The organism is Sphingomonas sp. SRS2 (assembly GCF_000971055.1).
Taxonomy (GTDB): Bacteria; Pseudomonadota; Alphaproteobacteria; order Sphingomonadales; family Sphingomonadaceae; genus Rhizorhabdus.
In genome coordinates, this window is the sequence record NZ_LARW01000073.1 from 1 (window position 1) to 25,397 (window position 25,397).

The 25,397-nt window shown below is 66.4% G+C and carries 26 protein-coding genes and 1 riboswitch; of the genes, 9 read left to right on the top strand and 17 right to left on the bottom strand.

What is annotated here, in order from left to right; genetic code table 11:
• Positions 1-40 precede the first annotated feature (40 nt).
• Positions 41-1,078, bottom strand: a complete 1,038-nt coding sequence (gene dmpG / locus WP12_RS08255; protein ID WP_046193239.1) for a 4-hydroxy-2-oxovalerate aldolase — start codon at positions 1,076-1,078, stop codon at positions 41-43.
• Positions 1,079-1,124: 46 nt separating this feature from the next.
• Positions 1,125-2,066, bottom strand: a complete 942-nt coding sequence (locus tag WP12_RS08260) for an acetaldehyde dehydrogenase (acetylating) (protein WP_046193280.1) — start codon at positions 2,064-2,066, stop codon at positions 1,125-1,127.
• 109 nt (positions 2,067-2,175) lie between these two features.
• Here WP12_RS08260 and WP12_RS08265 point away from each other — a divergent pair, with 109 nt between their 5' ends.
• Positions 2,176-2,946, top strand: coding sequence for an IclR family transcriptional regulator (locus tag WP12_RS08265; RefSeq protein WP_046193240.1), 771 nt, complete (start codon positions 2,176-2,178; stop codon positions 2,944-2,946).
• A gap of 21 nt (positions 2,947-2,967) precedes the next feature.
• On the opposite strand, the gene WP12_RS08270 is transcribed toward WP12_RS08265, so the two are convergent.
• Both WP12_RS08270 and WP12_RS08275 read right to left on the bottom strand, forming a co-directional pair.
• Positions 2,968-3,636, bottom strand: coding sequence for a peroxiredoxin-like family protein (locus tag WP12_RS08270; RefSeq protein WP_046193241.1), 669 nt, complete (start codon positions 3,634-3,636; stop codon positions 2,968-2,970).
• A 51-nt stretch (positions 3,637-3,687) separates the two neighbouring features.
• Positions 3,688-4,542, bottom strand: a complete 855-nt coding sequence (locus tag WP12_RS08275) for a TauD/TfdA dioxygenase family protein (RefSeq protein ID WP_046193242.1) — start codon at positions 4,540-4,542, stop codon at positions 3,688-3,690.
• Positions 4,543-4,965: 423 nt separating this feature from the next.
• On the opposite strand from WP12_RS08275, the gene WP12_RS08280 reads away from it, so the two are divergent.
• On the top strand, positions 4,966-5,460 hold the full coding sequence (locus WP12_RS08280) for a CHAP domain-containing protein (protein ID WP_046193243.1): 495 nt from the start codon (positions 4,966-4,968) through the stop codon (positions 5,458-5,460).
• A gap of 192 nt (positions 5,461-5,652) precedes the next feature.
• Here the strand turns inward: WP12_RS08280 and WP12_RS08285 are convergent, their stop codons facing one another.
• Complete coding sequence (locus tag WP12_RS08285) at positions 5,653-6,324, bottom strand: HAD family hydrolase (RefSeq protein WP_046193244.1); 672 nt, start codon at positions 6,322-6,324, stop codon at positions 5,653-5,655.
• Between the two features lie 248 nt (positions 6,325-6,572).
• Here WP12_RS08285 and WP12_RS08290 point away from each other — a divergent pair, with 248 nt between their 5' ends.
• The 4 genes from WP12_RS08290 to WP12_RS08305 are packed head-to-tail and all read left to right on the top strand — an operon-like array spanning position 6,573 to position 10,045.
• Positions 6,573-7,670, top strand: a complete 1,098-nt coding sequence (locus WP12_RS08290) for an ABC transporter permease (RefSeq protein WP_046193245.1) — start codon at positions 6,573-6,575, stop codon at positions 7,668-7,670.
• The gene (locus WP12_RS08295) at positions 7,670-8,488 is read left to right on the top strand and encodes an ABC transporter ATP-binding protein (RefSeq protein ID WP_046193246.1); all 819 of its coding nucleotides are present in this window, start codon (positions 7,670-7,672) and stop codon (positions 8,486-8,488) included. Before WP12_RS08290 ends, WP12_RS08295 begins: the two co-directional genes overlap by 1 nt.
• Positions 8,489-8,495: 7 nt before the next feature.
• On the top strand, positions 8,496-9,440 hold the full coding sequence (locus WP12_RS08300) for an MlaD family protein (RefSeq protein WP_046193281.1): 945 nt from the start codon (positions 8,496-8,498) through the stop codon (positions 9,438-9,440).
• Positions 9,441-9,442: 2 nt separating this feature from the next.
• The gene (locus WP12_RS08305) at positions 9,443-10,045 is read left to right on the top strand and encodes an ABC-type transport auxiliary lipoprotein family protein (RefSeq protein ID WP_046193247.1); all 603 of its coding nucleotides are present in this window, start codon (positions 9,443-9,445) and stop codon (positions 10,043-10,045) included.
• A 98-nt stretch (positions 10,046-10,143) separates the two neighbouring features.
• On the opposite strand, the gene pepN is transcribed toward WP12_RS08305, so the two are convergent.
• Positions 10,144-12,741, bottom strand: coding sequence for an aminopeptidase N (pepN, locus tag WP12_RS08310; protein ID WP_046193282.1), 2,598 nt, complete (start codon positions 12,739-12,741; stop codon positions 10,144-10,146).
• A gap of 71 nt (positions 12,742-12,812) precedes the next feature.
• Here pepN and WP12_RS08315 point away from each other — a divergent pair, with 71 nt between their 5' ends.
• Positions 12,813-13,652, top strand: coding sequence for an epimerase (locus WP12_RS08315; RefSeq protein WP_046193248.1), 840 nt, complete (start codon positions 12,813-12,815; stop codon positions 13,650-13,652).
• Here the strand turns inward: WP12_RS08315 and WP12_RS08320 are convergent.
• The 3 genes from WP12_RS08320 to WP12_RS08330 are packed head-to-tail and all read right to left on the bottom strand — an operon-like array spanning position 13,562 to position 16,356.
• The gene (locus WP12_RS08320) at positions 13,562-14,479 is read right to left on the bottom strand and encodes a DMT family transporter (protein ID WP_046193249.1); all 918 of its coding nucleotides are present in this window, start codon (positions 14,477-14,479) and stop codon (positions 13,562-13,564) included. The two genes, WP12_RS08315 and WP12_RS08320, sit on opposite strands and share 91 nt — an antisense overlap.
• Positions 14,476-15,477, bottom strand: coding sequence for a threonine aldolase family protein (locus WP12_RS08325; protein ID WP_046193250.1), 1,002 nt, complete (start codon positions 15,475-15,477; stop codon positions 14,476-14,478). The genes WP12_RS08320 and WP12_RS08325 overlap by 4 nt, the downstream gene beginning before the upstream one ends.
• Positions 15,478-15,507: 30 nt before the next feature.
• Positions 15,508-16,356 carry a pirin family protein gene (locus WP12_RS08330; protein ID WP_046193251.1) on the bottom strand — a complete coding sequence of 283 codons (849 nt, stop codon included), beginning with the start codon at positions 16,354-16,356 and terminating at the stop codon, positions 15,508-15,510.
• A 141-nt stretch (positions 16,357-16,497) separates the two neighbouring features.
• On the opposite strand from WP12_RS08330, the gene WP12_RS08335 reads away from it, so the two are divergent.
• Positions 16,498-16,749 (top strand): hypothetical protein, encoded by a 252-nt coding sequence (locus WP12_RS08335; protein ID WP_046193252.1) that lies wholly within the window; start codon positions 16,498-16,500, stop codon positions 16,747-16,749.
• A gap of 107 nt (positions 16,750-16,856) precedes the next feature.
• Here WP12_RS08335 and WP12_RS08340 read toward each other — a convergent pair whose 3' ends face one another.
• The 8 genes from WP12_RS08340 to WP12_RS08375 all read right to left on the bottom strand — a co-directional run bounded on the left by WP12_RS08340 (position 16,857) and on the right by WP12_RS08375 (position 24,843).
• A complete protein-coding gene (locus WP12_RS08340; protein WP_046193253.1) occupies positions 16,857-18,953 on the bottom strand; it encodes a sodium-translocating pyrophosphatase in 2,097 nt (698 codons plus the stop codon).
• Positions 18,954-19,165: 212 nt separating this feature from the next.
• Complete coding sequence (gene thiL / locus WP12_RS08345; RefSeq protein ID WP_046193254.1) at positions 19,166-20,101, bottom strand: thiamine-phosphate kinase; 936 nt, start codon at positions 20,099-20,101, stop codon at positions 19,166-19,168.
• Between the two features lie 77 nt (positions 20,102-20,178).
• The gene (locus WP12_RS08350) at positions 20,179-20,886 is read right to left on the bottom strand and encodes a sulfite exporter TauE/SafE family protein (protein WP_046193283.1); all 708 of its coding nucleotides are present in this window, start codon (positions 20,884-20,886) and stop codon (positions 20,179-20,181) included.
• Between the two features lie 65 nt (positions 20,887-20,951).
• Positions 20,952-21,407: a transcription antitermination factor NusB gene (nusB, locus tag WP12_RS08355; RefSeq protein ID WP_084691045.1), complete on the bottom strand. Its 456-nt coding sequence runs from the start codon at positions 21,405-21,407 to the stop codon at positions 20,952-20,954.
• A gap of 2 nt (positions 21,408-21,409) precedes the next feature.
• Entirely contained in the window at positions 21,410-22,702 is a 1,293-nt protein-coding gene (gene hisD / locus WP12_RS08360; RefSeq protein ID WP_046193255.1) for a histidinol dehydrogenase, read from the bottom strand.
• On the bottom strand, positions 22,683-23,357 hold the full coding sequence (gene hisG / locus WP12_RS08365; RefSeq protein WP_046193256.1) for an ATP phosphoribosyltransferase: 675 nt from the start codon (positions 23,355-23,357) through the stop codon (positions 22,683-22,685). The genes hisD and hisG overlap by 20 nt, the downstream gene beginning before the upstream one ends.
• 94 nt (positions 23,358-23,451) lie before the next feature.
• Positions 23,452-24,015 (bottom strand): TMEM165/GDT1 family protein, encoded by a 564-nt coding sequence (locus tag WP12_RS08370; RefSeq protein ID WP_046193285.1) that lies wholly within the window; start codon positions 24,013-24,015, stop codon positions 23,452-23,454.
• Positions 24,016-24,025: 10 nt separating this feature from the next.
• Positions 24,026-24,204, bottom strand: a riboswitch (yybP-ykoY riboswitch).
• 138 nt (positions 24,205-24,342) lie between these two features.
• Positions 24,343-24,843 carry a Dps family protein gene (locus WP12_RS08375; RefSeq protein WP_046193257.1) on the bottom strand — a complete coding sequence of 167 codons (501 nt, stop codon included), beginning with the start codon at positions 24,841-24,843 and terminating at the stop codon, positions 24,343-24,345.
• A gap of 232 nt (positions 24,844-25,075) precedes the next feature.
• Between WP12_RS08375 and rpmG the strand changes: the two genes are divergently transcribed.
• Complete coding sequence (rpmG, locus tag WP12_RS08380) at positions 25,076-25,243, top strand: 50S ribosomal protein L33 (protein WP_019516727.1); 168 nt, start codon at positions 25,076-25,078, stop codon at positions 25,241-25,243.
• Positions 25,244-25,397: the final 154 nt, after the last annotated feature.

The following is a 25,397-nucleotide window of genomic DNA, read 5'->3' on the forward strand; positions in this document are numbered from 1 at the left end:
CCCCAACCCCTCCCCTAAAGGAGAGGGGCGAGGTTCACATTTACACCGCTTCCTTCTGCGCCTTCACCATGTCGAGGGCGACGTCGACGATCATGTCTTCCTGACCGCCGACCATCTTGCGGCGGCCAAGCTCGACGAGGATCGCGCGGGTGTCGAGGCCATGTTCGGCGGCGGCCTTTTCGGCGTGGCGCAGGAAAGACGAATAGACCCCGGCATAGCCGAGCGTCAGCGTTTCGCGGTCGACGCGGACCGGGCGGTCCTGCAGCGGGCGGACGAGATCCTCGGCGGCGTCCATCAGCGCATAGAGATCGCAGCCATGGTTCCAGCCATAATTGTCGGCGGCGGCGATGAACACTTCGAGCGGGGCGTTGCCCGCGCCCGCGCCCATGCCGGCGAGGCTCGCGTCGACGCGGACGACGCCGTTCTGGACCGCGACGATCGAGTTGGCGACGCCGAGCGACAGATTGTGGTGGGCGTGGACGCCGCGCTGGGTCTCGGGCTTCAGCACGCGGTCATAGGCCTGACAGCGGGCGGCGTAACCGTCCATGCTCAGCGCGCCACCGCTATCGGTGACATAGACGCAATTCGCACCATAGCTTTCCATCAGCTTGGCCTGCTGTGCGAGCGGCTCTGGCTCCGACATATGGCTCATCATCAGGAAGCCCGACACGTCCATGCCGAGATTGCGGGCCGCCTCGATATGCTGCTTCGAGACATCCGCCTCGGTGCAATGGGTGGCGATGCGGACCGAGCGGACGCCCAGGTCATAGGCGTGCTTTAGATCGTGGACGGTGCCGATGCCGGGGAGCAGCAGCGTGGTGAGGACGCTATGCTCCAGCACCTCGGCGACCGCTTCGATCCATTCCCAGTCGGTGTGCGCGCCGAAGCCGTAATTGAAGCTCGATCCCTGCAGGCCATCGCCATGCGCGACCTCGATCGCGTCGACCTTGGCGCGGTCGAGCGCGCGCGCGATCGCCTGGACATGGTCGAGGCCATATTGATGGCGGATGGCGTGCATGCCGTCGCGCAGCGTCACGTCCTGGATGTAGAGCTTGGTCTGGGTAGGGTCGAAGGCCATGGGGTCTGCTCCTGGCATGAAGGGGAGGGCGATGGAGAGGCGCGGCTCAGGCCGCCGCCTTCTCCCGCTCGCGCAGTGCGATCTTCTCGGCGGTCTTGAACGCGGCCGAGGTCATGATGTCGAGATTGCCGGCATAAGCGGGCAGATAATGCGCCGCCCCTTCGACCTCGAGGAAGACGGTGACTTTCAGCCCGGTGAACTCGCCGCCCATTTCGGGGATGCGCAGCGGGCGGTTCGATCCGATATGCTCGAACTGCACCGCCTGCTTGAGGCGATAGCCGGGCACATAGGTCTGCACTTCGCGGACCATGTCCTCGACCGATTGCCGGATCGCCTCCTGGTCGCCATCGTCGGTGAGGCAGTAGACGGTGTCGCGCATGATCAGCGGCGGTTCGGCGGGGTTGAGGACGATGATCGCCTTGCCGCGGTCGGCCCCGCCGACATCGACGATCGCCTGGCTGGTCGTCTCGGTGAACTCGTCGATATTGGCGCGGGTGCCGGGGCCCGCCGATTTCGACGAGATCGAGGCGACGATCTCGCCATAGCGGACGTTGGCGACGCGGTTGACCGCCGCGACGATCGGGATCGTCGCCTGGCCGCCGCATGTCACCATGTTGACGTTGGGGGCGTCGAGATTCGCGTCGCCGTTGACCGGCGGAATGGTGAAGGGGCCGATCGCGGCCGGGGTGAGATCGATAACCCGCTTGCCGTGCGACAGGAGCACCTCGCTATGCCGCTTGTGCGCGCCAGCGGAGGTGGCGTCGAAGACGATGCCGATATCCTTGAAGCCGGGCATGGCGAGCAGGCCGTCCAGCCCCTCGGCAGTGGTCGGGACGCCGAGCCGCTCGGCGCGCTTCAGGCCATCCGACTCGGGATCGATGCCAACGAACGCGGCCATTTCCAGCACGTCCGACAGCCGCATGATCTTGATCATCAGATCGGTGCCAATGTTGCCCGATCCGATGATCGCCACTTTCACCTTGTCCACGCCGCTCTCCGTCACCTTGGATTTTGATGGGCGTGGCTTATCCCAGATCGGTGGACTTCCCGAATCACACAACCCCCTCTATTCTCACTGAATGAGAACAGAGCGATAGATGCCACCTGCGGCCGACCCTCCGACGCCGACCGGCCTGATCGACCGGACGCTCGACATCCTGGATGCGGTGCGCGCGGCGGGGATATGTTCTCTGCCGATGATCGCGGCGGGCAGCGGGCTTCCGGTCGCGACGGCGCATCGCATCGTCCAGTCGCTGACGGGCCGGGGCTATCTGATCGCCTATCGGCGCGGGGCTTACGGGCTGGGGCCCGCCGCGCTCGCGCTCGGAGCGGGCCTCGCGCTGCACGACATGCTCCACCGGGCGAGCCTCGACGAGCTTCAGGCGCTCGGCCGCCGCTGCAAGGCGCATGCCCATCTCGGCATCTTCGAAAGCGACATGGTCACCTATCTGACCAAGGTCCGCTATGGCCGCGGGCGGCTGCCGACGTCGGAAGGCACCCAGCTCGAGGCCTATTGCTCGGGGATCGGCAAGGTCCTGCTCGCGCAGCTCGAACCTGCCGCGCTCGACCGCTATATGGCGCAGGGCGCATTCGTCGCGCTCACCGCCAACACGATCACCGATCCGGCGCAGTTGCTGGACCGGCTGGAGCAGGCGCGGACGCGCGGCTGGGCGACCGATATCGGTGAGGTCATGCCCGATCTGAGCTGCATCGCCGCCCCGCTGTTCGACCGGCAGGGGCGTGCCATCGCCGCGCTCTCGGTCAGCTTCCGGGGACCGTTGATCGCCGAGGAGGTGCTGGCCGAGAGGCTGCCCGACCTGCGCGGCACCGCGGCGCGGATATCGGCGAGGCTGTTCGGATCGAACTGACGGCGATCGCCGACCGTCCGGTCAGACCAGCGCCGCGGTATCGACCGAACGGACCGCCGCGATGATATCGGCGCTTTCGGTGCGGCGGAGCCAGTCCGGACTGATGTCGGCGAACTGGACGATATGATCGGTGCCGACGATCACGACCGCAGGTTGTGGCAATTCCCAGCTTCCGGTGCCGGTCAGCGCGCCGATCCATGTATCGTCATTCTCCGGCACGACGGCGTCGGCGGGTTCGAAAGTCAGGCCGAACCGGCGGGCGAGGACATTGCCGCGGTCGCTCGCGACCTCGAAGCTCAGGCCGTGCCGGGTGCGGATATCGTCGAGTCCCCTCTCGCGCAGATGCGGGCTGACGGCGACAAGGCGGATGCCGGCGCGGGCGAGCGCCGGAGCCAGCGTCCGGTCATAATGCGGCAGGGCGATATTGCACGCCGGGCAGCCCGCGAACCGGAAGAAGACCAGAGCTACGGGGCCGACACTGGTCAGCCCCGCGAGATCGACCGTGCCGCCGGTCGAAAGATCGAGGGTGAAGGGTTCGACGCGGTCCCCCGCCGCGACGACCTCCGCCGGGTCGAACGCGGCGACCAGGGCGCGCCGCTGTTCGATATTGGTGCGCAGCCGGGCCGGGTCCCAGCTTTTTTCACGTTCGGCATGCAACGCCTCGAACTGCGCGGTCAGGCTGTCGGTCATCGATATGCTCCAGAAAAGATGGCCGCGGCGCGGGGCCGCGGCCGATAGCGGTCAGGCGGCGCGCACCCGGTGTGGGACATCGTCGCTGGAGATCAGGACGCGGTGCATCACGCGCGGGAAATCGCCATAGTCGCGCACCGCATAATGAAGGCCGGCGCGGTTGTCCCAGAAGGCGACCGAGTTCTTGCGCCAGCGGAAGCGGACGCTGTGTTCGGGCTTCTTGACCTCGTCATAGAGCCGCGCGAGCAGCGCATCGCTCTCGGCGCGGTCGAGATCGACGAAACGCGGCTTGAGACCGAAATTAATCCAGAAGATATCCTCGCCCGTCTCGGGATGGGTGCGGATCGCGGGGTGCGAAACGAGCGGATAGATCTCGCCAGCCTTGTTGAGCGCCGCCTGGAAATCATGGACGACATAGAGATTGTCGACCGCGGCGCGCAGATCGTCGGGCAAGCCGCGCAGGATCGACGCGCCATTGGCCCAGATCGTGTCGCCGCCGACATCGGGAATATGTTCGGCGCGCAGCACCGCGCCTAGCACCGGACTGAGCCGCCAGCTGGTGTCGGTATGCCAGTGGTTGCCGACATTCTCATATGTCTTGAAATCCTCGGCGGCGATCGGCTGGATCACGCGATGCGACTGGAGGCCGCCGGTCGGATGGGCATAGAGTTCACCGAAATGGCCCGCGAAGCTGAGCTGCTGATCGCGGCTGATGTCCTGATCGCGGAAGAACAGCACCTTGTGCTTCAGCAGCAGCGCGTAAAGTTCGTCCCGGACCGCGCGGTCGAGCGGCGCGCCCAGGTCCACGCCGGATATCTCGGCGCCGATGACGGGGGTGAGCTGTTCGACGGTGAGCGTGCCGGTAATCGGCGCGTCGATCGGGGAAATCGTCGGGGCATGGGTCATGATGACTGTTCCTTGGCAGATGACCGGGGACGCAAAAGCTAGGCGCGTCACGCCGCCCGCGACCAACGACAATGTCACAATAGCGGTTGAGGATTTCCGATAGATCACGATGGCCACGCTTCAGCCGATGCCGGGCCATGGAATATCGGCGGTGCCGCTGCGCACGCATGTCGCCGGCAAGCACCGATCGGCGTCGGCGCCATGTGCGACAATAGCGTCAATAAGGGAGGGTGATTCGTTCCGGAATCGCCACGATCGCCGTAAGCGCGTGCGACTTTAGTCGAAGCCGCCTGTGGATAAGCCGCAGCCCACCCCGCGGTGCAAACCGTTCACCGCTGCGAGGCGTTTCGTTAACCTTTTGGCCTTCCCTAGCCGCGATGTGGCTGTCTATCAGACGATCACGGGACCGGGTGGGACTACCAGATGACGAAAACGATGCGCGCGATTATTGGTTCCATGCTGCTTGCCGGCATGGCAGTGGCGCCCACCGCCGCCAATGCGCAGATGCTGCAATGCGCGCCCTTCGCCCGCATGTTTTCCGGTATCCAGCTGTTCGGCGCCGCCGCCGCCTGGTGGAATCAGGCCGCCGGCAAATATCTGCGCGGCCAGACTCCCGAAATCGGTTCGGTGATGGTGTTCAAGGCGATCGGTTCGATGCGCTCGGGCCATGTCGCTACCGTCACCCAGGTCGTCAGCGACCGCGTCATCAAGATCACCCATGCCAACTGGTCGATCATCAATGGCCGTCGCGGCCAGGTCGAGCGCGACGTCACCGTCGTCGACGCCTCGCCCAATGGCGACTGGAGCAAGGTCAAGGTCTGGTTCGCGCCGATCGGCAAGGTCGGCAGCACCGCCTATCCGGTCAACGGCTTCATCTACAAGGATGGCAAGCCCGCCAGCGCCGATCAGCAGGGCTGATTCCTGCCTGCACCACGGTGCGCGCGATTTTTTCATCGATCGTCCTGCCGAACCTGTGCCGCATCCACCCCGTCGCCGGGAAGGCTTCAGGTGATCGATCACATCCGGGCAAGAACCGGTAACATTCCCTCGCCGTCCAGTGGATGCTGAAACAGGTTCAGCATGACGGATGAGGGGCCGCCGGCCCTCCGATCAATTCCAGTCGACGATCGTCCAGCCGCGCTTCTGCGCCTCGGTCCGCAGGTCGTGATGCGGGTTGGCGGCGACAGCCTCGTCGGCCCATTCGAGCACCGGCACGTCGGACACATGATCCGAATAGAACCAGATCCGGCACTGGCTGCGGTCGAGCTTCTCCAGCCCCATCCACGCCTCGATCATCCTGAGCTTGGCGGGGCCGTAACAATTTTCGCCATCGACCTTGTGGCTGACATAATCGTCGATGCCCTTGATCGCGGTCGTGGCTATGATGTCGTCCATGCCGAGCTTCGCGGCGATCGGCTCCACCCATAGCCGCGACGATGCGGTCGCCAGCACCAGCCGCCGCCCCGCCGCGCGATTCTCGGCGAGGCTGGCAAGCGCTTCCTGGCGGACGTTGCGCCGCATCGTCTTCTCGGCGAAGCTCTCGGCAACCGGCGCGAGCTTCGCGACGGCGACATTGCGGCCGATCAGCATCGCCTGGTTGAGTTCCTTGAGCCGCTTGCGCTCGATCAGTTTCACCACATAAGCGAGCATCACCATCGCCGCGAACGGAACGAAGATCAGCCGCCACGGCGCCAGCCGCCATGCCGCGTGGATCATGAACGGGGTGAAGGTCCCGGTCCGCGTGATCGTCCGGTCCATGTCGTAAATTGCGAGTTCGGTCATCGATACGCCCTTACGCAATTTCAGCCTGGGTGGAACAGGCCCTTTGATTCGATCGCCGACGCGGATGGCGGTGGCGGCCCGCTCCCGCCCATCCTCCCGATCCAGCATATGATATCGGGTGGTTGGGCGGGAGCGGGCTGCCACCGCAGTTTCAGCAAAGCTCAAACATAAAGCGGAACATTCGCGTCCGGCGCACATTCATTTCGGATGCTTGCCGATCTCCCGTTTTTAGACCACTCCTGACGCCGATGAACGCATCCGCCGACTTCGAGTTCGATTCCGGGACCTTAAGGTTCACCGGGGAACTGACCCTCGCGCGGATCGGCGACCTGTCGAATCGGCTGGCGGCGCTCGGCGAGGCACCCGAACGGGTCGATCTGGCCGATGTCGACCGCATCGATACGGTCGGCGCCTGGCTGGTTCACCGCATCGCCCGCGATCATGAGGCCGAGGTGATCGGAGCGGACGAGGATGTCGCGCATCTGCTGGCCCAGCTCGCCGCTGCCGACAAGCCGCTCAAGATTCGTCCCGACAGCAGCCCGCCCTTCGTCCGGGTGCTGCGCGAAATCGGCGACGCCACCGCCGCCGCCGGTCACTCGCTGGTCGGGCTGCTCGGCTTCTTCGGCGCGACCCTGATCGGGCTGTGGGGACTGATCACCCATCCGCGCCGCTTCCGCTTCAACGCGATGGCGCGGCAGTTCGAGGTCGTCGGCGTCAAGGCGCTCGGCATCATCGGGCTGATGAGCTTCCTGATCGGAATCGTCATCGCCCAGCAGGGCGCGGTCCAGCTGCGACAGTTCGGCGCGGAGGTGTTCGCGATCAACCTGATCGGCCGGATCACGATCCGCGAACTGGGCGTGCTGATGACCGCGATCATGGTCGCCGGCCGCTCGGGCAGCGCCTTCGCTGCGCAGCTCGGATCGATGAAGCTCGCCGAGGAGGTCGACGCGATGCGGACCATCGGCGTCTCGCCGATGGAGGCGCTGATCCTGCCGCGGGTGATCTCGACGATCATCCTGATGCCGCTGCTCGGCTTCTACTCGGCGGTGGTCGCGATCGTCGGCGGCGGCATATTCTGCTGGATCGACCTCGGCATCCCGCCGATCACCTTCGTCCAGCGCCTGCAGGAAGTGGTGCCGCTCACCGATCTGTGGGTCGGCCTGATCAAGGCGCCGGTGTTCGGCCTGATCATCGCGATGTCGGGCTGCTATCAAGGCATGCAGGTCGAGGGCAACGCCGAGGAGGTCGGCTTGAGGACCACCGCCTCGGTCGTCCAGGCAATCTTCCTCGTCATCGTCATCGATGCGGTGTTCGCGGTATTCTTCTCGTCGATCGGCTGGATCTGATGGCTCGGCTCAACATCGCCGATGGCGAAACGATCATCCATGTCGAGGGGCTGAAGAACAGCTTCGGCGAGCAGATCGTCCATGACGGGCTCGACCTCGATGTCAGGCGCGGCGAGATCATCGGTGTGGTTGGCGGATCGGGCACCGGCAAGTCGGTGCTGATGCGCTCGATCATCGGATTGCAGACGCCCGATCAGGGCAATGTCGAAGTGTTTGGCGAACCGATGATCGGCCGCGAGGAATATGAGGCCCAGCAGGTGCGCAAGCGCTGGGGCGTGTTGTTCCAGGGCGGCGCGCTCTTTTCCACGCTGACGGTCGCCGAGAATGTCCAGGTGCCTATTCGCGAATTCTATCCGCAGATCGATGGCCAGCTGCTCGACGAGATCGCCGCCTATAAGGTCGCGATGACGGGGCTCCCCCCCGAGGCCGGCCCCAAATATCCCTCGGAGCTGTCGGGCGGCATGCGCAAGCGCGCCGGCCTCGCCCGTGCGCTCGCGCTCGATCCGCAGCTGCTGTTCCTCGACGAGCCCACCGCCGGGCTCGATCCGATCGGCGCCGCGGCGTTCGATGCGCTGATCAGCGCGCTGCAAAAAACGCTGGGCCTGACCGTCTTCCTGATCACCCACGACCTCGATACGCTCTATGCGATCTGCGACCGCGTCGCGGTGCTTGCCGACAAGCGCGTGATCGCGGTTGGAACGATCCCGGAATTATTGGCGTTGGACCATCCGTGGATTCAAGAATATTTCAATGGACCGCGCGGACGCGTCGCATCCGAGGCGGCGCAACGCGAAGCGGCAAAGGACAACCGGGGATGACAAGCTGATGGAAACCCGGTCGAACCATGTTCTCGTCGGCGGCGTCGTGCTGGCGCTGATCGTCGCCCTCCTCGCCTTCATCGTCTGGCTGGCGGGGTTCAACACCGCGTCGGAACAGCGCTACGACATCTTCTTCAAGACCTCGGTCGATGGCCTGGCCAAGGGATCGCCGGTTCAGTTCGCCGGTGTGCCGGTCGGCAAGATCGAGGAAATCAAGCTGCTGCCAGACAGTCCCGAATTCGTCCGCGTCCGCATCGCGATCGACAACGAGACGCCGATCCTGCAGGGCACCACCGCGACGATCGCCGGAGTAGGCTTCACCGGCGTCAGCCAGATCAACCTCGACGGCGCGGTTAAGGGCGCGCCGCCGATCACCGAGGCAGGCCCCTATGGCGAGCCGGTGATCCCGACCAAACCGGGTGCGCTGGGCGAACTGCTCAATTCGGCCCCCGAACTGCTCAACCGGATTTCGGCGCTGACCGAGCGGCTGACCCTGCTGCTCGACGACAAGAACCAGAAGTCGATCAGCGGCATCCTCGCCCATGTCGACCGGCTGAGCGGCGACCTCGCCGATCGCGGGCCCGAGATCGCGGCGGCGATCGTCCAGCTCAAGGCGACGATGGAGCAGGCCGGCAACGCCGCGCAGCGCGTCGGCGACCTGGCCGAGACGACCAACGGCGTTATGGCGAGCGAAGTCCGCCCGGCGATGGCCAACCTCAACAAGGCGACCACCGCCGCCCAGCATACGATGGAATCGCTCGACGCGGCGATCACCGACGCGCGCCCGGGCATCAAGGCCTTCTCGACCCAGACGGTGCCGCAGATCAACCAGCTCGCCCGCAACCTCGCCGAGATGTCCGAGTCGCTCAATGCGATCTCGTCCAAGCTCGATCGGGGCGGCGCGGGAGCGGTACTCGGCGGGTCGAAGCTGCCCGACTATAAGGGACAATGAGAATGACGATCCGCCGCTCGCTCCTCGCGCCAATCACCGCCCTGGCCGCTGCCGGCCTGCTTTCTGGCTGCATCAGCCTCGGCGAAGACCCGCCCAAGCAGCTGCTCGGCCTGACCTCGGACGCGCGCGTCGCGGCCGATCAGGGCAAGGTGGCAAGCGACAAGAATGCGATCAGCGTCGCGGTGCCCGCTTTGCCCCCGGCGCTGCGCAACCAGCGGGTCGCGGTACAGTCGGGCGCGGCCTTCGCCTATCTGCCCAAATCGGCCTGGGTCGACACCCCGGCGAGCATGTTCCGCGCGGTACTGGCCGAGACGATCGAGGCAAAGACCGGCCGCTTCGTCCCCGACCAGCGCAACGGCGCGATCACTCCCGACACGCGGCTCGGCGGCACGCTGTCGGCCTTCCAGCTGCTCGGCGGCCAGGGCAAGGTCGTCGTGATGTTCGACGCGACCCTGTCGAAAAGCGGTTCGGACCAGATCCGCACCCGCCGCTTCGAGGCGACAGCCCCGGCCGGCGGCGAAGACCCGACCAGCGTCAGCGCCGCGCTGAACCGCGCGGCAAATGCCCTCGCGGGCGATGTCGCGGACTGGGTTGGGACGAATTAATCGTCGCCCCGGCGGAGGCCGGGGCCGCCGCCGGCTCTTGCCCCGACCTGATCTCAACAGCCTCTAACGGCCGGCCTCCGCCTGGGCGGCGGAGAGGGCTAGACCAGGCTCTTCGATACCTGTTCGAAGACGTCTTTCGACAGGCCGGGTGTATCGATCATCCGCTGCAATTCCGCTTTCATCAACGCCGAGCGACCCACGTCGAAGCGCCGCCAGCGGCCGAGCGGGGGGACGAGTTTGGCGGCGGTCTGCGGGTTGAGCGCGTCGACCTTGAGCAGCATGTCCGCCAGGAAGCGGTAGCCGCGTCCGCTGGCGTCGTGGAAGATCAGCTGATTGCCCGACATCGCCCCGACCACCGAGCGCAGCCGGTTGGGATTGGTCAGCGTGAAATCGGGATGCTTCACCAGCTCCTCGACACGGTCGAGCGTGTCGGGACGGATCGAAAAGGCCTGGGTCGAGAACCATTTGTCCATCACCAGCCCATTGTTGCGGAAACGATCGTAGAAGGCGGCGATGGCGGTGTCGCGTTCGGGGGTCATGCTGTTCGCCAATGTCCCGAACGCGCCCTGCCGGTCGGTCATGTTGTCGGCGTCCATGAACTGGCGCAGCGCCAGCTGCGGCGCATCCTCGGCGCCGCTCGCCATGATGAAGCCGAGCGCGATGGAGCGGAGCCGCCGGGCGCCCTTGGCCTGGGGGCTCAGTTCGAAACGGTTGGCCTTGGTCCGTTCATAGGCGTCGCGCCATTCGTCCTCCAGTTCGGAACCGAGGGCGCGGCGCAGCGCCTCGCGCGCCTTGTGGATCGCAACCGGATCGACCACCAGCATCTGGTCGCCGACAAAGCCTTCGGACGGCAGCAGCATCGTCTCGCCGATAAACGCCGAATCGAGCCGGGGGTCGGTCAGCGTGTTGCGGACCGCCTCAATGACTGCGCCATGATCGGCCTCGCCGGTCGCGACCGCGCCGATCATCGTGTCGAGCATCAGCTGCTGCATCGCTTCGTAGCGGGCAAAGGGATCGTCGTCATGCGCCGACAGGAAGGCGAGATCGGCGGCGGAACGGTCCGCATCGATCACCACCGGAGCCGAGAAGCCGCGATTGATCGACAGCACCGGGCGCTCCGCGATCCCTTCGAACAAAATCTCGGCGCGCTCGTCCTCGAACAGCACCAGCCGCTCCGCCTCGAACGGCTTGCCCGAAAGTTCGCCGAACAAAGCGATCTTGAGCGGGATCGGCATCGGCTTCTTCTCGGGCTGGCCCGGCGTCGGCGGCACCGTCTGTTCGAGGGTCAGTAGCGCACGGCCACCCGCCGGCTCGTGGGTCAGGGTCGCACGGACACGCGGCGTGCCCGCCTGACTGTACCAGAGCCGGAAATTGGTGAGATCGATCGCGCCGCCATCCTCCATCGCGACGACGAAATCCTCGCAGGTCGCCGCGGTCCCGTCATGGCGCGTGAAATAGAGGTCGCACGCCGCCCGGAATTTCTGTGGCCCCAGCAGCGTGTGGAGCATGCGGATCACCTCGGCGCCCTTGTTGTAGACGGTCGCGGTGTAGAAGTTCGAGACTTCCATATAGCTTTCGGGGCGGATCGGATGCGCGAGCGGCCCGGCATCCTCCGGGAACTGCGCGGCACGCAGCAGACGGACATCCTCGATCCGCTTGACCGCGGCGGAGCCCTGATCGGCGGTGAAGCTCTGGTCGCGGAAGACGGTGAAGCCTTCCTTCAGCGACAGCTGAAACCAGTCGCGGCAGGTGACGCGGTTGCCCGACCAGTTATGGAAATATTCATGCGCGACGACCCCCGCCACGCCATCATAATCGATGTCGGTCGCGGTGTCAGGATCCGCGAGGATGTAGCGCGAGTTGAATATGTTGAGGCTCTTATTCTCCATCGCGCCGAAGTTGAAATCGGCCACCGCGACGATGTGAAACTCGCCCAGGTCATATTCGAGGCCATAGACCTTCTCGTCCCATGCCATCGATGCCTTGAGCGCCGCCATCGCATGACTGGTCTTGGGCAGATCGCTTTCGACCACCCAGATGGCCAGCTTTACCTCGCGGCCGCTCTTGGTGGTGAAATGGTCGATATTGGCCGAGAGGTTGGAGGCCACCAGCGCGAACAGATAGCTCGGCTTGGGGAAGGGGTCGTTCCAGACCGCGAAGTGCCGGCCATGGCCCAGGTCGCCGCTGTCGGTCATATTGCCGTTCGACAGCAGCACCGGGAAGCGCGCCTTGTCGGCCTCCAGCCGCACGGTGTAGCGGCTGAGCACATCGGGCCGGTCGAGGAAGAACACCATCCGCCGGAAGCCTTCCGGCTCGCACTGGGTGCACAGATTGCCACCCGAGGCGTAGAGTCCCATCAGCTGCAAATTGGCTTCGGGGCTGATCTCCACCAGCGTTTCGACCCTGTGGGCATCGCCCGGCAGGTCGATCACCAGTTCGGACCCGTCCATCCGCCAGGCATCGGCCTGCGATTCGCCGTCGATCAGGACATGGACGGGGGTGATGCCGTCGCCGTGCAGGCGCAGGGGGCGGTTGTGCGCGCCGTTGCGGGTGACGTCGAGTCGCCCCGTGACAAGCGTCTTTGCGGGATCGAGGACGAAGCCGAGGAAGACATCGGGCATCAGCCAGTCGGGCTTGTGATACTCCTCGCGGCGGATCACGGGCGGATTGGCGGCGGCGTTCTGAATATCGAGCATGGCCATGATCTAGGCCCCTCCTGACGTACAAACAATGCTGCGACCGATGTCAAAGCCGTCTATGCCGGGCCATGGCGCATTTACTGGTATTCGGTCCCGGCTATACAGCATCGCATATCATGGCGGCGGCGCAAGCGCGCGGTTTTACCGCCGAAACGATCACACGCGCCGGGTTCACGAACGACGACGCGGTACTGGCCGCGATCGGCCGGGCGACGCACATCCTGTCATCGGTTCCGCCCGATGGCGACCAGGATCCGGTGCTGGCGCGCTACGGCCTCGCGGTCGCCGCCTGCCGCGCCGAGTGGATCGGCTATCTCTCCTCGACCGGAGTCTATGGCGACACGGCCGGCGCTTGGGTCGACGAAAGCGCGCCGACCGGCGCGGGCCGCCGCACCGCGCGCAGCGCCGCCGACAGCGGCTGGGCCGCGCTCCACCCGGAAATCCGCGTCTTCCGCCTGCCCGGCATTTACGGTCCGGGCCGATCGCCGCTCGACCGGGTGGCGGCGGGGACCGCGCACCGCATCGATCTGCCCGGCCAGGTCTTCAGCCGCATCCATGTCGACGACATCGCCGGCGGGGTGATGGCGAGCATCGATCGCGGCCCGCCCGGCATCTACAACGTCGCCGACGATCGCCCGGCCAGCCAGAACAGCGTGATCGAGACGGCCTGCGCTCTGCTCAGCCTGCCGCTGCCCCCGCTGCGTACCCCCGACGAGGCCGGGCTCTCCCTCGCCGCCCGCGCCTTCTATTCGGAGAACCGGCGAGTCGCGAACGGCAAGATGAAGCGCCTGCTACATTGGCAGCCGATCTATCCCGATCATGAGGCCGGACTGCGCGCCTTGAGCGCCACGACCAGCCCCGCCAGGGCGAGCAGCGATCCGGCGATGGCCGAGCCGGACCAGCGATAACCCTCGAGCACCGTCGAGAAGATCATCGCGACCACCGGGGTCATCACCCCGGCATAGGCCGCCCGGCCGGGGCCGATCTGCCGCATCGCCGACAGATAGATGGGGAAGGTGATCGTCGAGCCGAACAGCGCGAGATAGAGGAGCGAGAGGATATAGGCCGGCCGTGGATCGAAAGCCGGTGGACCAGCCAGCACCAGCGCCAGCAGGGCGTTGATTATCGCTCCGGCGGTCATCGACCAGAACAGCAGGGTCGACCAGTGGAGCCGCGCGGCGCGGCGGCCCGATTGAAGCAGATTGCCGGCCGAGGCCGCCAGCATCCCGCACAGCGCGAGCGCGATGCCGAGCGCGGCGCGGCCGCCGCCCGATGACGCCGCCACGATCTCCTGCCGGAACAGCAGCAGCATGCCGGCCAGCGAGATCAGCGATCCGAGCGCGAAGTTGCGGCTGAAACGCTGGCCCAGGAACAGCCAGCCGAGCAGCGCATTCGGAATGATCAGCAAGGTGACGATCATCGCGACCAGCCCCGACGTGACATGGGCCTCGGCGTGGTAGATGAACAGGTAGTTGAGCGAGAACTGCGCCAGGCCGATCGCGGCGAGCAGGGGCAGGTCGCTCCGCCTGATGCGCAGGCTGGCCCCCTGCCAGCGTGCGAGCAGCACCATCGCCAGAGCGGCGATCGCAAAACGATAGGCCGTCGACCAGGCGGGATCGACGACTCCGAGCTGATAGCGGATCACCGTCCACGTCGATCCCCAGATCAGCATCGTCAGCGCCAGCGGCCCCAACGCCCGCAGCGGCAGCGTGCCTGACGCGGCGGTCGTCGTCATAGCGCGGCGATAGCCCGCGCCAGCGCGTCGACCTCGTCGGCCTGCTGGTCCCAGCTGCACACCAGCCGCGCGACCCCGGGCACCCAGTCGTAGAACTCGAAGCCCTGCGCCCGCAGCCCGGCCGCCTCGTCGCTGGTCAGGCGCAGAAATATCTCGTTCGCCTCGACCTCATGCAGCAACCGGTCGCGCGCGGCGTTGGCGATATGCGCGGCGGCGGCATTGGCGGCGCGGGCGTTGCGCAGCCAGACATCGCCGTTGAGCATCGCCAGCAACTGGGCCGCGGCGAAGCGGCCTTTCGACAGGAGGTGCCCGGCACGCTTGCGGCGATAGCGGGTCGCGGCGGCGAGTTCGGGCCGGAAGAAAATGATCGCCTCGGCGGTCATCCCGCCATTTTTGATGAAGCCGAAGCTCAGCACGTCGACCCCGGCGCGCCATGTGAGATCGGCGGGCGAGCAGCCGAGCGTCGCCACCGCATTGGCGAAGCGCGCCCCGTCCATGTGGAGGCCAAGCCCGCGGCGCGTCGCCACATCGCCGATCGCGGCGACCTGATCCGGCGTATAGACCAGCCCATATTCGGTGGCGTTGGTGATCGAGATCGCCGCGGGCTGGGTCTGATGGACGTCGGTGCGAATCGACGCCGCCAGCGCCTCGATCCCCGCCGCGTCGAGCTTCGCCCCAGCACCCCTGGCCAGCATCAGCTTCGCGCCACCAGTGTAGAATTCGGGCGCACCGCATTCGTCACCCTGAATGTGCGCTTCCTCATGGCAGATCACCGCCTGATGCGGCTGGACCATCGCGGCGAGCGACAGCGCGTTGGCGGCGGTGCCGCTGGCAATCCACAACGCCGCGACATCAGTCCCGAACAGCGCGGAAAAGGCCGCGTCGAGCCCCTTGCTGAGCGCGTCGCCGTCATAAGCGGTGTCGGGCCGGTTCGCGTGGACAAGCGCCGCCATCACCTCGGGGCAGACGCTGGCTGCATTGTCGGAAAAGAAGCGCATGCGACGATTGAGAGGCAAGCCCCCGGCAAGTCAATCCCAGTCGGCGGGCAGTCTCCCCATCGCACCGGCACGATAGCGCCCGACCGCCGCCTCGATCGCGGCCGGCGAGGACAGCACGAATGGTCCGTTGGTGACGCTGGGCACGTCCAGCGGAACCCCCGCCATCACCAGCAGCCGCGCCGCGCCGTCGATTACCTTCAGCCCGAGCCCGCCTTCGCCCCGCGCGAACACCGCCACCGCCGGCGCGGTGACATCGTCCGCGAGACCGTCGATCGCGATTGCCCCTTCGAACAGATAGAGCGCCAGCGAGCTGTGCCCGGCCGGCGGGGTCCAGTCGAAACGCTCGCCCTCCGCCAGCGTCACATCGAGCATCGTCAGCGGACTTGGCGTCGCAAAGGGGGCGTCGCCACCCGCGACGACACGCGCAGCGCCCCCGGCGGGCAGCGCGATCACCGGCACTGCGGCGGCGTCGACATGGGAAATATCGGCCGGCAGGCTCTCCTGTTCGACCGGCTGGCGGATGAATATCTGGAACCCTTCGGTTATCGTCCCCTCGATCGCCGGAATCTCCTCATGGACGATCCCGCTCCCGGCGGCGGTCCAATGAACCGCGCCGGGGCCGATCACGCTGCGGTCGCCCCGGCTGTCGCGATTGGCCATCGCGCCTGGCGATTCTGGCAGGACATAGGTGACAGCCGAAAAGCCCGCATGCGGATGCGGCGGAAAGGTCGGCCCGGCCATGCGGAAATGATCGAGGTTGAGCCAGGGATCGGCTTCACGGCCGAAAATCTCCCCGCCGATCCGCAGCGCCTCGAAATAGCTGCCATGGCGGGCGGGTGCGGGGCGGGCGACGCGGACAACGGAGCGGGGATTTGCCATAGTGGATGCACTTATGCGCCGAGTGGCAGGCAAATGATAGGCCCGCCTTTACCTGTCGTCACCGGCCGGAGCGATGCGCCGGAACAGATGCCGATCACCATGGGTTGGGAAGAGGAGCCAATGAAGACAGGACCATGAGCGATGATGATTACCGCGCTGCAATATTATGGCGCGGCGGCGGGCGCGATCGCCGCGCTGATCGTCTCGCTCGATCTCGGCCGCCGCTGGACCGGCTTCGGCTTCGTGATCTTCGTCACCTCCTCGATCGCCCTGATCGGCTGGGGCTTCCTGAAACCCGAGGCCGAAGGGATCGGCTGGCAGAATATCGTGCTGCTCGGGATCAACGTGATCGGTGTATATCGCTATCTGCTGCGCAAAAACCCGCCCGCCTGAGCGAGGCGCGGGGCCAGCCTGAGCCATCTCCATAGTCCCGGACGCGGAACGCCCGCCCGGATCACTCCGGACGGGCGCTCTTCAACCCGAAACCAGGTCGGATCACATCACATGGCAGCGTGCGCCAGTGCCGCGAGCAGCAGCAGGGCGACGATGTTGGTGATCTTGATCATCGGGTTCACGGCGGGGCCGGCGGTGTCCTTATAGGGATCGCCGACGGTGTCACCGGTCACGGCCGCCTTATGCGCGTCCGATCCCTTGCCGCCATGATTGCCGTCTTCGATATACTTCTTGGCATTGTCCCATGCGCCGCCGCCCGAGGTCATCGAGATGGCGACGAACAGGCCCGACACGATCACGCCGAGCAGCAGCGCGCCGAGCGCCGCGAAGCCCTGCGCCTGGCCCGCGACCGCCGTGATCACGAAATAGACCGCGATCGGCGCGAGCACCGGCAGCAGCGACGGGATGATCATTTCCTTGATCGCCGCCTTCGTGACCAGATCCACGGTCCGGGCATAGTTGGGACGGCTGGTCCCTTCCATGATCCCCGGATTGTCGCGGAACTGCGCCCGGACGTCCTCGACCACCTGGCCAGCGGCCCGGCCCACCGCCGTCATGCCGAACGCACCGAAGATGTACGGCAGCAATGCGCCGAGCAGCAGCCCGACGATGACATAGGGGTTGGACAGACCGAAATCGACCGTGATGTCGGGGAAGTACAGGCTGAGATCGGCGGTATAGGCGCCGAACAGCACCAGCGCCGCAAGCGCCGCCGAGCCGATCGCATAGCCCTTGGTCACGGCCTTGGTGGTGTTGCCGACCGCGTCGAGCGCGTCGGTTCTGACGCGAACGCTGTCGTCCATTCCGGCCATTTCGGCGATACCGCCGGCATTGTCGGTGACGGGGCCATAGGCATCGAGCGCCACGACCATGCCGCCCAGCGCCAGCATCGCGGTCGCGCCGAAAGCGAGGCCGAGGATGCCCGCGAGCTGATAGGCCGCGACCACCGCGACGACGATCGCGATCGTCGGCAGGGCGGTCGATTCGAGGCTGATCGCGAGGCCCTGGATCACATTGGTGCCGTGACCGGTTTCAGACGCCTTGGCGATCGATTTGACCGGGCGGAAGTTGGTGCCGGTATAATATTCGGTGATCCACACCAGCGCGCCGGTGAGGGCGAGACCGATACACATGCACCAGAAGATATCCATGCCGGTGAAGTCCGCGCCCGCGATGGCGGTATTCATGTCGCCCAGCGTATATTGGGTGACGGCGTAGATCGCCGGCACCGCAAGGATCGCCGAGGTCCAGAAGCCCTTGTACAGCGCCCCCATGATCGACTGGCTCGCGCCGAGGCGGACCATATAGGTGCCGATGATCGAGGTGATGATGCACACGCCGCCGACGATCAGCGGCAGCGACATGAGGCGCAACACCTCGTCCGCCGAACCCGTCGCGAAATGCGCGATCGAGATCATCGTGACGCCCAGCGTCACCACATAGGTTTCGAACAGATCGGCCGCCATGCCTGCGCAATCGCCGACATTGTCGCCGACATTGTCCGCGATGGTGGCGGGGTTGCGAGGGTCGTCCTCGGGAATCCCCGCCTCGACCTTGCCGACCAGATCGGCGCCGACGTCGGCGGCCTTGGTGAAGATGCCGCCGCCGAGACGCGCGAAGATCGAGATCAGCGATGCGCCAAAGGCGAGCGCGACGAGCGCTTCGATGACCACGCCGTCATTCGCGGCATGGCCGGCGATGCCGACCAGATAATAGAAGAACAGCGAAATCGCGAGCAGGCCGAGCCCGACCACGAGCATGCCGGTGATTGCGCCGGCGCGGAACGCCAGCGTCAGGCCGCTCTGGAGGCTGGTGCGCGCCGCTTCGGCGGTCCGCACATTGGCCTTCACCGACACGTTCATGCCGACGAAGCCGGTTGCGCCCGACAGGACCGCGCCAATGACGAAGCCGATCGCCGAGGTGGTGCCGAGGAAATAGGCGATCAGCACCGCCATGACGACGCCGACGATCGCGATCGTGCGATATTGCCGGCCCAGATAGGCGCGCGCGCCTTCCTGGATGGCGGCGGCGATGTCCTGCATCTTTTCGTTGCCCGGCGATGCGGCCAGGACCTGACGGCTGGTGATCAGCCCGTATAATATAGCGAGCAGCCCGCAGCCGATCGCGATTTCTGTGATGAGCATCCTAACTCCCTTCGCTCCCCAAAGCGCCGGTCCGGTAAGGATCGGCGCTCCAGCCAATAGGCCGTGATTTCCGTCCGCGGCGTCCCCCGCCCGCTCCCGAAAACCACCCCAAATTGCGCCGGGATCGAGCTTTTCCGCCCTTTTTCCCCCGACACCGGGCGTAATGTATGTCCTGCTTGTCCCCGGGCCGCAAGGGGCCCGTATTTTGGGGGTTAGGAGCGGTTGTGCTCGAAGCCCAGGCTGGCGGGAAGCGGTACCGCGCCGTCATGGTCGTGCAGGCATATGCCCGAACCGGCGTCGAAACGGCCGATCTCCACCGCTATCCCGGCCGCCGCGCCACGCGCCTCGGGCGGGATCGCGCACAGCAGCTGATAATCGTCCCCCGCTATGGCGGCGGCCAGCCGCGCGGCGCGATCTTCGCCCAGCGTCAGCGCCTCGGCCGACATCGGCACCGCGTCGAGAGCGATCGACAGCGCAAGGCCCGAAGCGGCGGCGATCCGTCCCGCATCGATCAGCAGCCCGTCGGAGACATCGGCCATCGCATGGGCGATAGCGGCGAGCCTGCGTCCTTCCGCGAGGCGCGGCATCGGCAGGCGATAGGCCTTGAGCAGCCGGCGGGGCCCCTCGATCTCGCCCCGTGCGATGCGCAGGCCAAGGCCGGCGTCGCCGATCGGCCCGGTGACGAACAGCAGGTCGCCGGCCCGCGCGCCGCGCCGGTCGGGCGCGCCGCCGGGCGCGACCTGTCCGATCGCGGTCAGCCCCAATATGCGCGCGTCCCCCGCCGGTTGGGCGACGGTGTCGCCGCCGAGCAGCGGCACCGCGAAATGATCGAGCGCACGGCCGAGCCCGGCGACGAATTCCTCGTCCCATCCGGGCTGTCCGGTGAGGCCATAGCCCATCAGCACGCCGATCGGCTCGGCGCCCTTGGCGGCGAGATCGGACAGGTTGACCGCGAGCAGCTTCCACGCGACGTCGCCGGGCGGATCGCCGGGGAGGTAATGGACCCCCTCGACGATCATGTCATGGGTCAGGACGAGATCGCGCCCGAGCGGAGACGGCAGCACCGCCGCATCGTCGCGCAATCCCCGCGCGGCGGGGTGCCGGGCGAGCGTGCGCAATGCATCGATCAGGCGGGTTTCATCGGACATGCCTGGCCGCCTTATCACCTTGCCCGCCATCCTCCCAGAGTCGCCCGCCGGGCAGAGGCTGGGCGACGGCATCCGGCTTAGGCCAGCCGATGCACCCCGTCCCACAACAGCTTGGCGCCCAGCAGCACGGTCAGCCAGTAGATGAAGGTATAGAAACGGTCGGCATCCACCCGGCGGACCAGGCGGACCCCGGCGAAGGTCGCCACGATCGCGACCGGCAACAGTGCGGCGGAGGCGATCAGGTTGACCGGCGTGAACTGCCCCAGCGCGACATAGGCGGGCACCTTGATCCAGTTGACCGCCGCGAAGAAGATCGCGGTGGTGCCGACCAGCACGTCACGCGCCAGCCGCTGCGGCATCACCCACAGCTGATAGGGCGGCGCGCCGGCATGAGCGATCTGGCTGGTCAGGCCCGAAACCACCCCGCAGCAGACCCCCACCCAGTCGGGCAGGACATGGCTGGGCGCGGCGCGGCCGCCGCGCTCGATCCACAGCCTTTGCCCGGCGAACAGGATCGAGATGACGCCGAGCGCGATCAATATCCACGCCTCGGACAGGCTGGCCGCGAACATATAGCCCAGGCCGATACCGATCACCGCGCTGGGCAGGAGCACCAGCATGATGTGGCGGTCCCAGCTGTGCCGGAATGCCCAGACCCCGACCACGTCCTGCGCGATCAGCAAGGGCAGCAGCAACGCCGCCGCCTGCAACGGCGGCACCACCTGCGCCATCAGCGGGATGGCGAGCGAGCCGACGCCAATGAAGCCGCCCTTGCCCAGTCCCATCAATATGACCGCCGGGATGCCCAGCAGCCAGAACCAGCTATCGTGGAGAATCGCCGCGTCGGGGATCAAGCTCGCACAGCTTTCGCGATCCCGTCGAGCAGCCCGTTGACGAAGCCCTTCTCGCGCTTGTCGTAAAAGGCGTCGGCGACGTCGACATATTCGCTGATCACGGTCGCGGTCGGCACGTCGGGCCGGGCGATCAGCTCATAGGCGCCGACACGCAATATCTGCCGCATCGGCTTGTCAAGCCGCTCGAGCGTCCAGCCATTGGCCAGCTTCGCCGTGATGGCGGCGTCGATCTCGGCCCGGCGCGCATCGACGCCCTTGACCAGATCGTCGAAGAAGCTGACCTCGGCGGCGGTATATTCGACATCCTCGATCGTCGCGCCCAGCCGGTGCTGGTGGAACTCGTTGAGCAGCTGGGCGAGCGGCGTGCCCTCCATCTCCTGCTGGTAGAGCGCCTGCGCGGCGGCGAGGCGGGCCGCACTCCGCGACCTTGAGCGTTCGTTGATCTTGGCCATATCTATCGTTCCAATCTTGCCGCGACCGACGCCGCATGTGCGGGCAGCCCTTCGGCGTTCGCCAGCGCCACCGCCGCCGGACCGATGGCGGTGATCGCCGCCGCGTCCAGGGCGATGAAGCTGGTGCGTTTCATGAAGTCGAGCACCGACAGGCCGGAGGCGAAGCGCGCCCGCCGTCCGGTCGGCAGCACATGGTTGGGGCCCGCGACATAATCGCCGACCGCCTCGGGCGCATGGCGGCCGAGAAAGACCGACCCGGCGTGGCGGATCCGGTCGAACAGCGCCTGCGGATCGGCGACCGCGAGTTCGAGATGCTCGGGCGCAAGCCGGTCACTGAGCGCGGGCACCTCATCGAGGCTCGCGACGAGGATGATCGCGCCATTGTCGGTCCAGCTCGTCCGCGCGGTCGCCTCGGTTTTCAATGTGCCGAGCTGCGCCTCGACCGCCGCTTCGACCCTGTCGGCGAAGGCGGCGTCGTCGGTGAACAGAATCGACTGGCTGGTCGGATCATGCTCGGCCTGGCTCAGCAGGTCGGCGGCGATCCAGGCGGCGTCGTTGTCCGCGTCGGCGACGACGACGATCTCCGACGGGCCCGCGACCATGTCGATGCCGACGACGCCGTATAGCTGGCGCTTCGCCTCGGCGACCCAGGCGTTGCCGGGCCCGACGATCACGTCGACGGCCCTGATCCGGCCGGTGCCGTAAGCGAGCGCCGCGATCGCCTGTGCGCCACCGATCCGCCAGACCTCATCGACCCCGGCGAGCGATGCGGCCGCGAGGACCAGCGGGTTGACCACGCCATCGGGGGTCGGCGTCACCATCACCAGCCGATCGACGCCCGCGACCTTGGCGGGGATCGCGTTCATCAGCACCGACGAGGGATAGGCCGCGCGGCCCCCCGGCACATAGAGCCCCGCCGCCTCGACCGCGCCCCAGCGCGCGCCCATCCGCACGCCGACGCTGTCGGTGCGCGCGCTGTCGGCCGGGCGCTGTTCGGCATGATAGGCGCGGATGCGCTCCGCCGCGAGTTCGAGCGCGGCGCGCAGTTCCGGATCGAGCCCGGCGAGGGCGATGTCGCAGCTGCTACGTTCGATCCGCCAGCCGGAGGAATCGAGGTCGTGACGATCGAAACGCCTGGTATAATCGGCGAGCGCCGCGTCACCCTGCTTCCGCACCGCCGCGATGATCGCGCTCACGTCGCGCGAGACATCCTCGTCGGCCTCGCGCCGCCCTTCGACGAGCGCGGTGAAGGCGTCGGCGAAATCCCGATCGCGGCTATCGAGCCGAAGCGGCATCTGTATTTCCTACCGCGCGCCGGAAACCCTCGACCAGCGGCGCGATCTCGCCCGCGCGGGTCTTGAAGGCGGCGCGGTTGACGATCAGCCGCGACGAGATGTCGGCGATCTTCTCGATCTCGGCGAGGCCATTGTCCTTGAGGGTGCGGCCGCTCGACACCAGGTCGACGATCCGGCTCGACAGGCCCAGGACCGGCGCGATCTCCATCGCGCCGTTGAGCTTTACGCATTCGGCCTGCACGCCGCGCGCCTCGAAATGGCGGCGGGTGATGTTGGGATATTTGGTCGCGACGCGGACATGGCTCCACTCGCGCGGATCGTCGCCCGCCGCCATCGCGACGGGTTCGGCGACCGAAATACGGCAATGGCCGATGTTCAGGTCGACCGGCGCGTAAAGTTCCGAATAGTCGAACTCCATCAGCACGTCCGACCCGACGATACCGAGCTGCGCCGCGCCATGCGCGACGAAGGTCGCGACGTCGAAGGCGCGCACCCGGATCAGGCCGATATCGGGCCGGTTGGTGGCGAAGCGCAGCAGGCGGCTGTCCTCGTCGCCGAACGCCGCTTCGGGCACGATGCCCTGCGCGGCGAACAGCGGCAGCACTTCCTTCAGGATGCGCCCCTTCGGCACGGCGATGATGATCTGCTCGGTCATTGCGCGCGCGCCATAGAACAGCAGCGGACAACTGACAACGGACGGCGGGTAATCCGTCGCCCCGGCGGAGGCCGGGGCCGGCACCGACGCACGTCTACAACAGCTCCCTGATCGCCAGCGCGGCGAGGATCAGGAAGATGATCGCCGCCGCGATCCGCATCACCCGCATTGGAATCAGGCGCATGATTCGGTTACCCAGGAACACCGCAGGGACATTGGCGATCATCATGCCGATCGTGGTGCCGATCGCGACAAGGGCGACCGCATGATAGCGCGCGCCGAGCGCGACCGTGGCGATCTGGGTCTTGTCGCCCATCTCCGCCATGAAGAAGGCGATCGTCGTGGTCAGGAACACACCATAGCGCGCCGGCGTAGCCGCTTCATCCTCGTCGATGCTGTCCGGGATCAAAATCCACACCGCCATCGCGAGGAAGCCGATCGCCACCGCGAGCCGGAACCACCAGCCGTCGAGCAGCCCCGATATCGCGGCGCCCGCCCAGGCGGCCAGCGCGTGATTGACGATCGTGGCGGCGAAGATGCCGGCAATGATCGGCCACGGCGCGCGGAACCGCGCGGCGAGGATGATCGCGAGCAGCATCGTCTTGTCGCCGATTTCGGCAAGCGCGACGAGCAGGGTGGAGGCGAGGACGATATCCATGAACGGTTCCGGGCCGGGCTGGCAGTTGACGGACGACACCACGACCCCCCGCCCGGCAGGCAGGGGTGCGGTGTCATCGGTCTCGCCAAGGCCGCACGGGCCCTGATCGCGCCATGGGGTCTCCCCCAAGTATGTTGACGCGATTCCCGTCCCGTGGGGACGGCCGGCTACTCCCCGGATGACGGGTGGGGAGGTAGGAGAGCCGACCTTGCCGGTCAACCCTCAACCCCTCGTCTTTCCAGCGAAAGCCCGAATCTCAGGCGGTCGAAGCGCAACGCTCCTCTTTCGAGATCCCGGCCTCGCTGGGAGGCCGGATTTTTGGCGGACTCACCCGTTCCGGGCGGTCTCGAACAGGAACCAGGCGCGTTCCTCGGCCTGGTCGGTCCATTCGTCGAGGATGCCGCTGGTGGCGTTGTCCTTCGCCTCGTCGACGATATCCTTTGCCTCGCGCAACTTCGCGACCAGCGTGAGATTATCGTCGCGCAGTTCCTTGAGCATGTCGTCAGCGCTGACGAAGTCGGCGTCATTATCCTTGATCGACTGACGCCGGGCGATGTCGCCGACCGATCGCAGGGTGACGTTGCCGGTCTTGCGGACGCGTTCGGCGATCACGTCGGTAGTCGCGAGAATCTGTGCCGCCTGATCGTCGAGCATCAGGTGATAGTCGCGGAAGTGCGGGCCCGAGACATGCCAGTGGAAATTCTTCGTCTTGAAATAGAGCGCGAAGCTGTCGGCCAGGATGCCGTTCAACGAATCGGCGACGTTCATCGCGCTGTTGCTCTTCAGGTCGGTCGGCGTCGCCAGGGGCGCCTTGGGTTTCTTGGCCATATTCGGAACTCCCGCTGTTCGATTCGCTTCTCTAACGAGCAGCTTGGCAAATGGTGGCGCTCGCGTCGCCTGAAAATCCTCGGTTGCTCAAATCGATCCGGTCGATCAGAGAAGATGTATCGAAATCGGGGCCCGCGCTTGACTCTTTGCGCCCTCCACAGCTAAGGGCCCCTCCGATCAGCAGCGGCGGCGACGCCGCTTTACTTTTTTATATCGATAAGGGTTTCGGGTCATGGCCAAGCCGACCACCGTCAAGATCAAGCTCGTCAGCTCGGCTGACACCGGTTTCTTCTACGTCACCAAGAAGAACCCGCGCACCCAGACCGAGAAGCTCAGCTTCCGCAAGTACGACCCGGTCGTGCGCAAGCATGTCGACTTCAAGGAAGCCAAGATCAAGTAATCTGGCTGGGCCGTCCGCGGCCCGCCGATTGCCTGAAGGCCTAGCGCCCGCCCTGACCCGGCGGGCGTTTGCGTTTGCGCTTTATTTGTTTGAGCCCTCAAACGCCGGGCGCCGGGCAGCCGCCCGGCTTGGCTTCGCGCCAATAAGGCGCGGC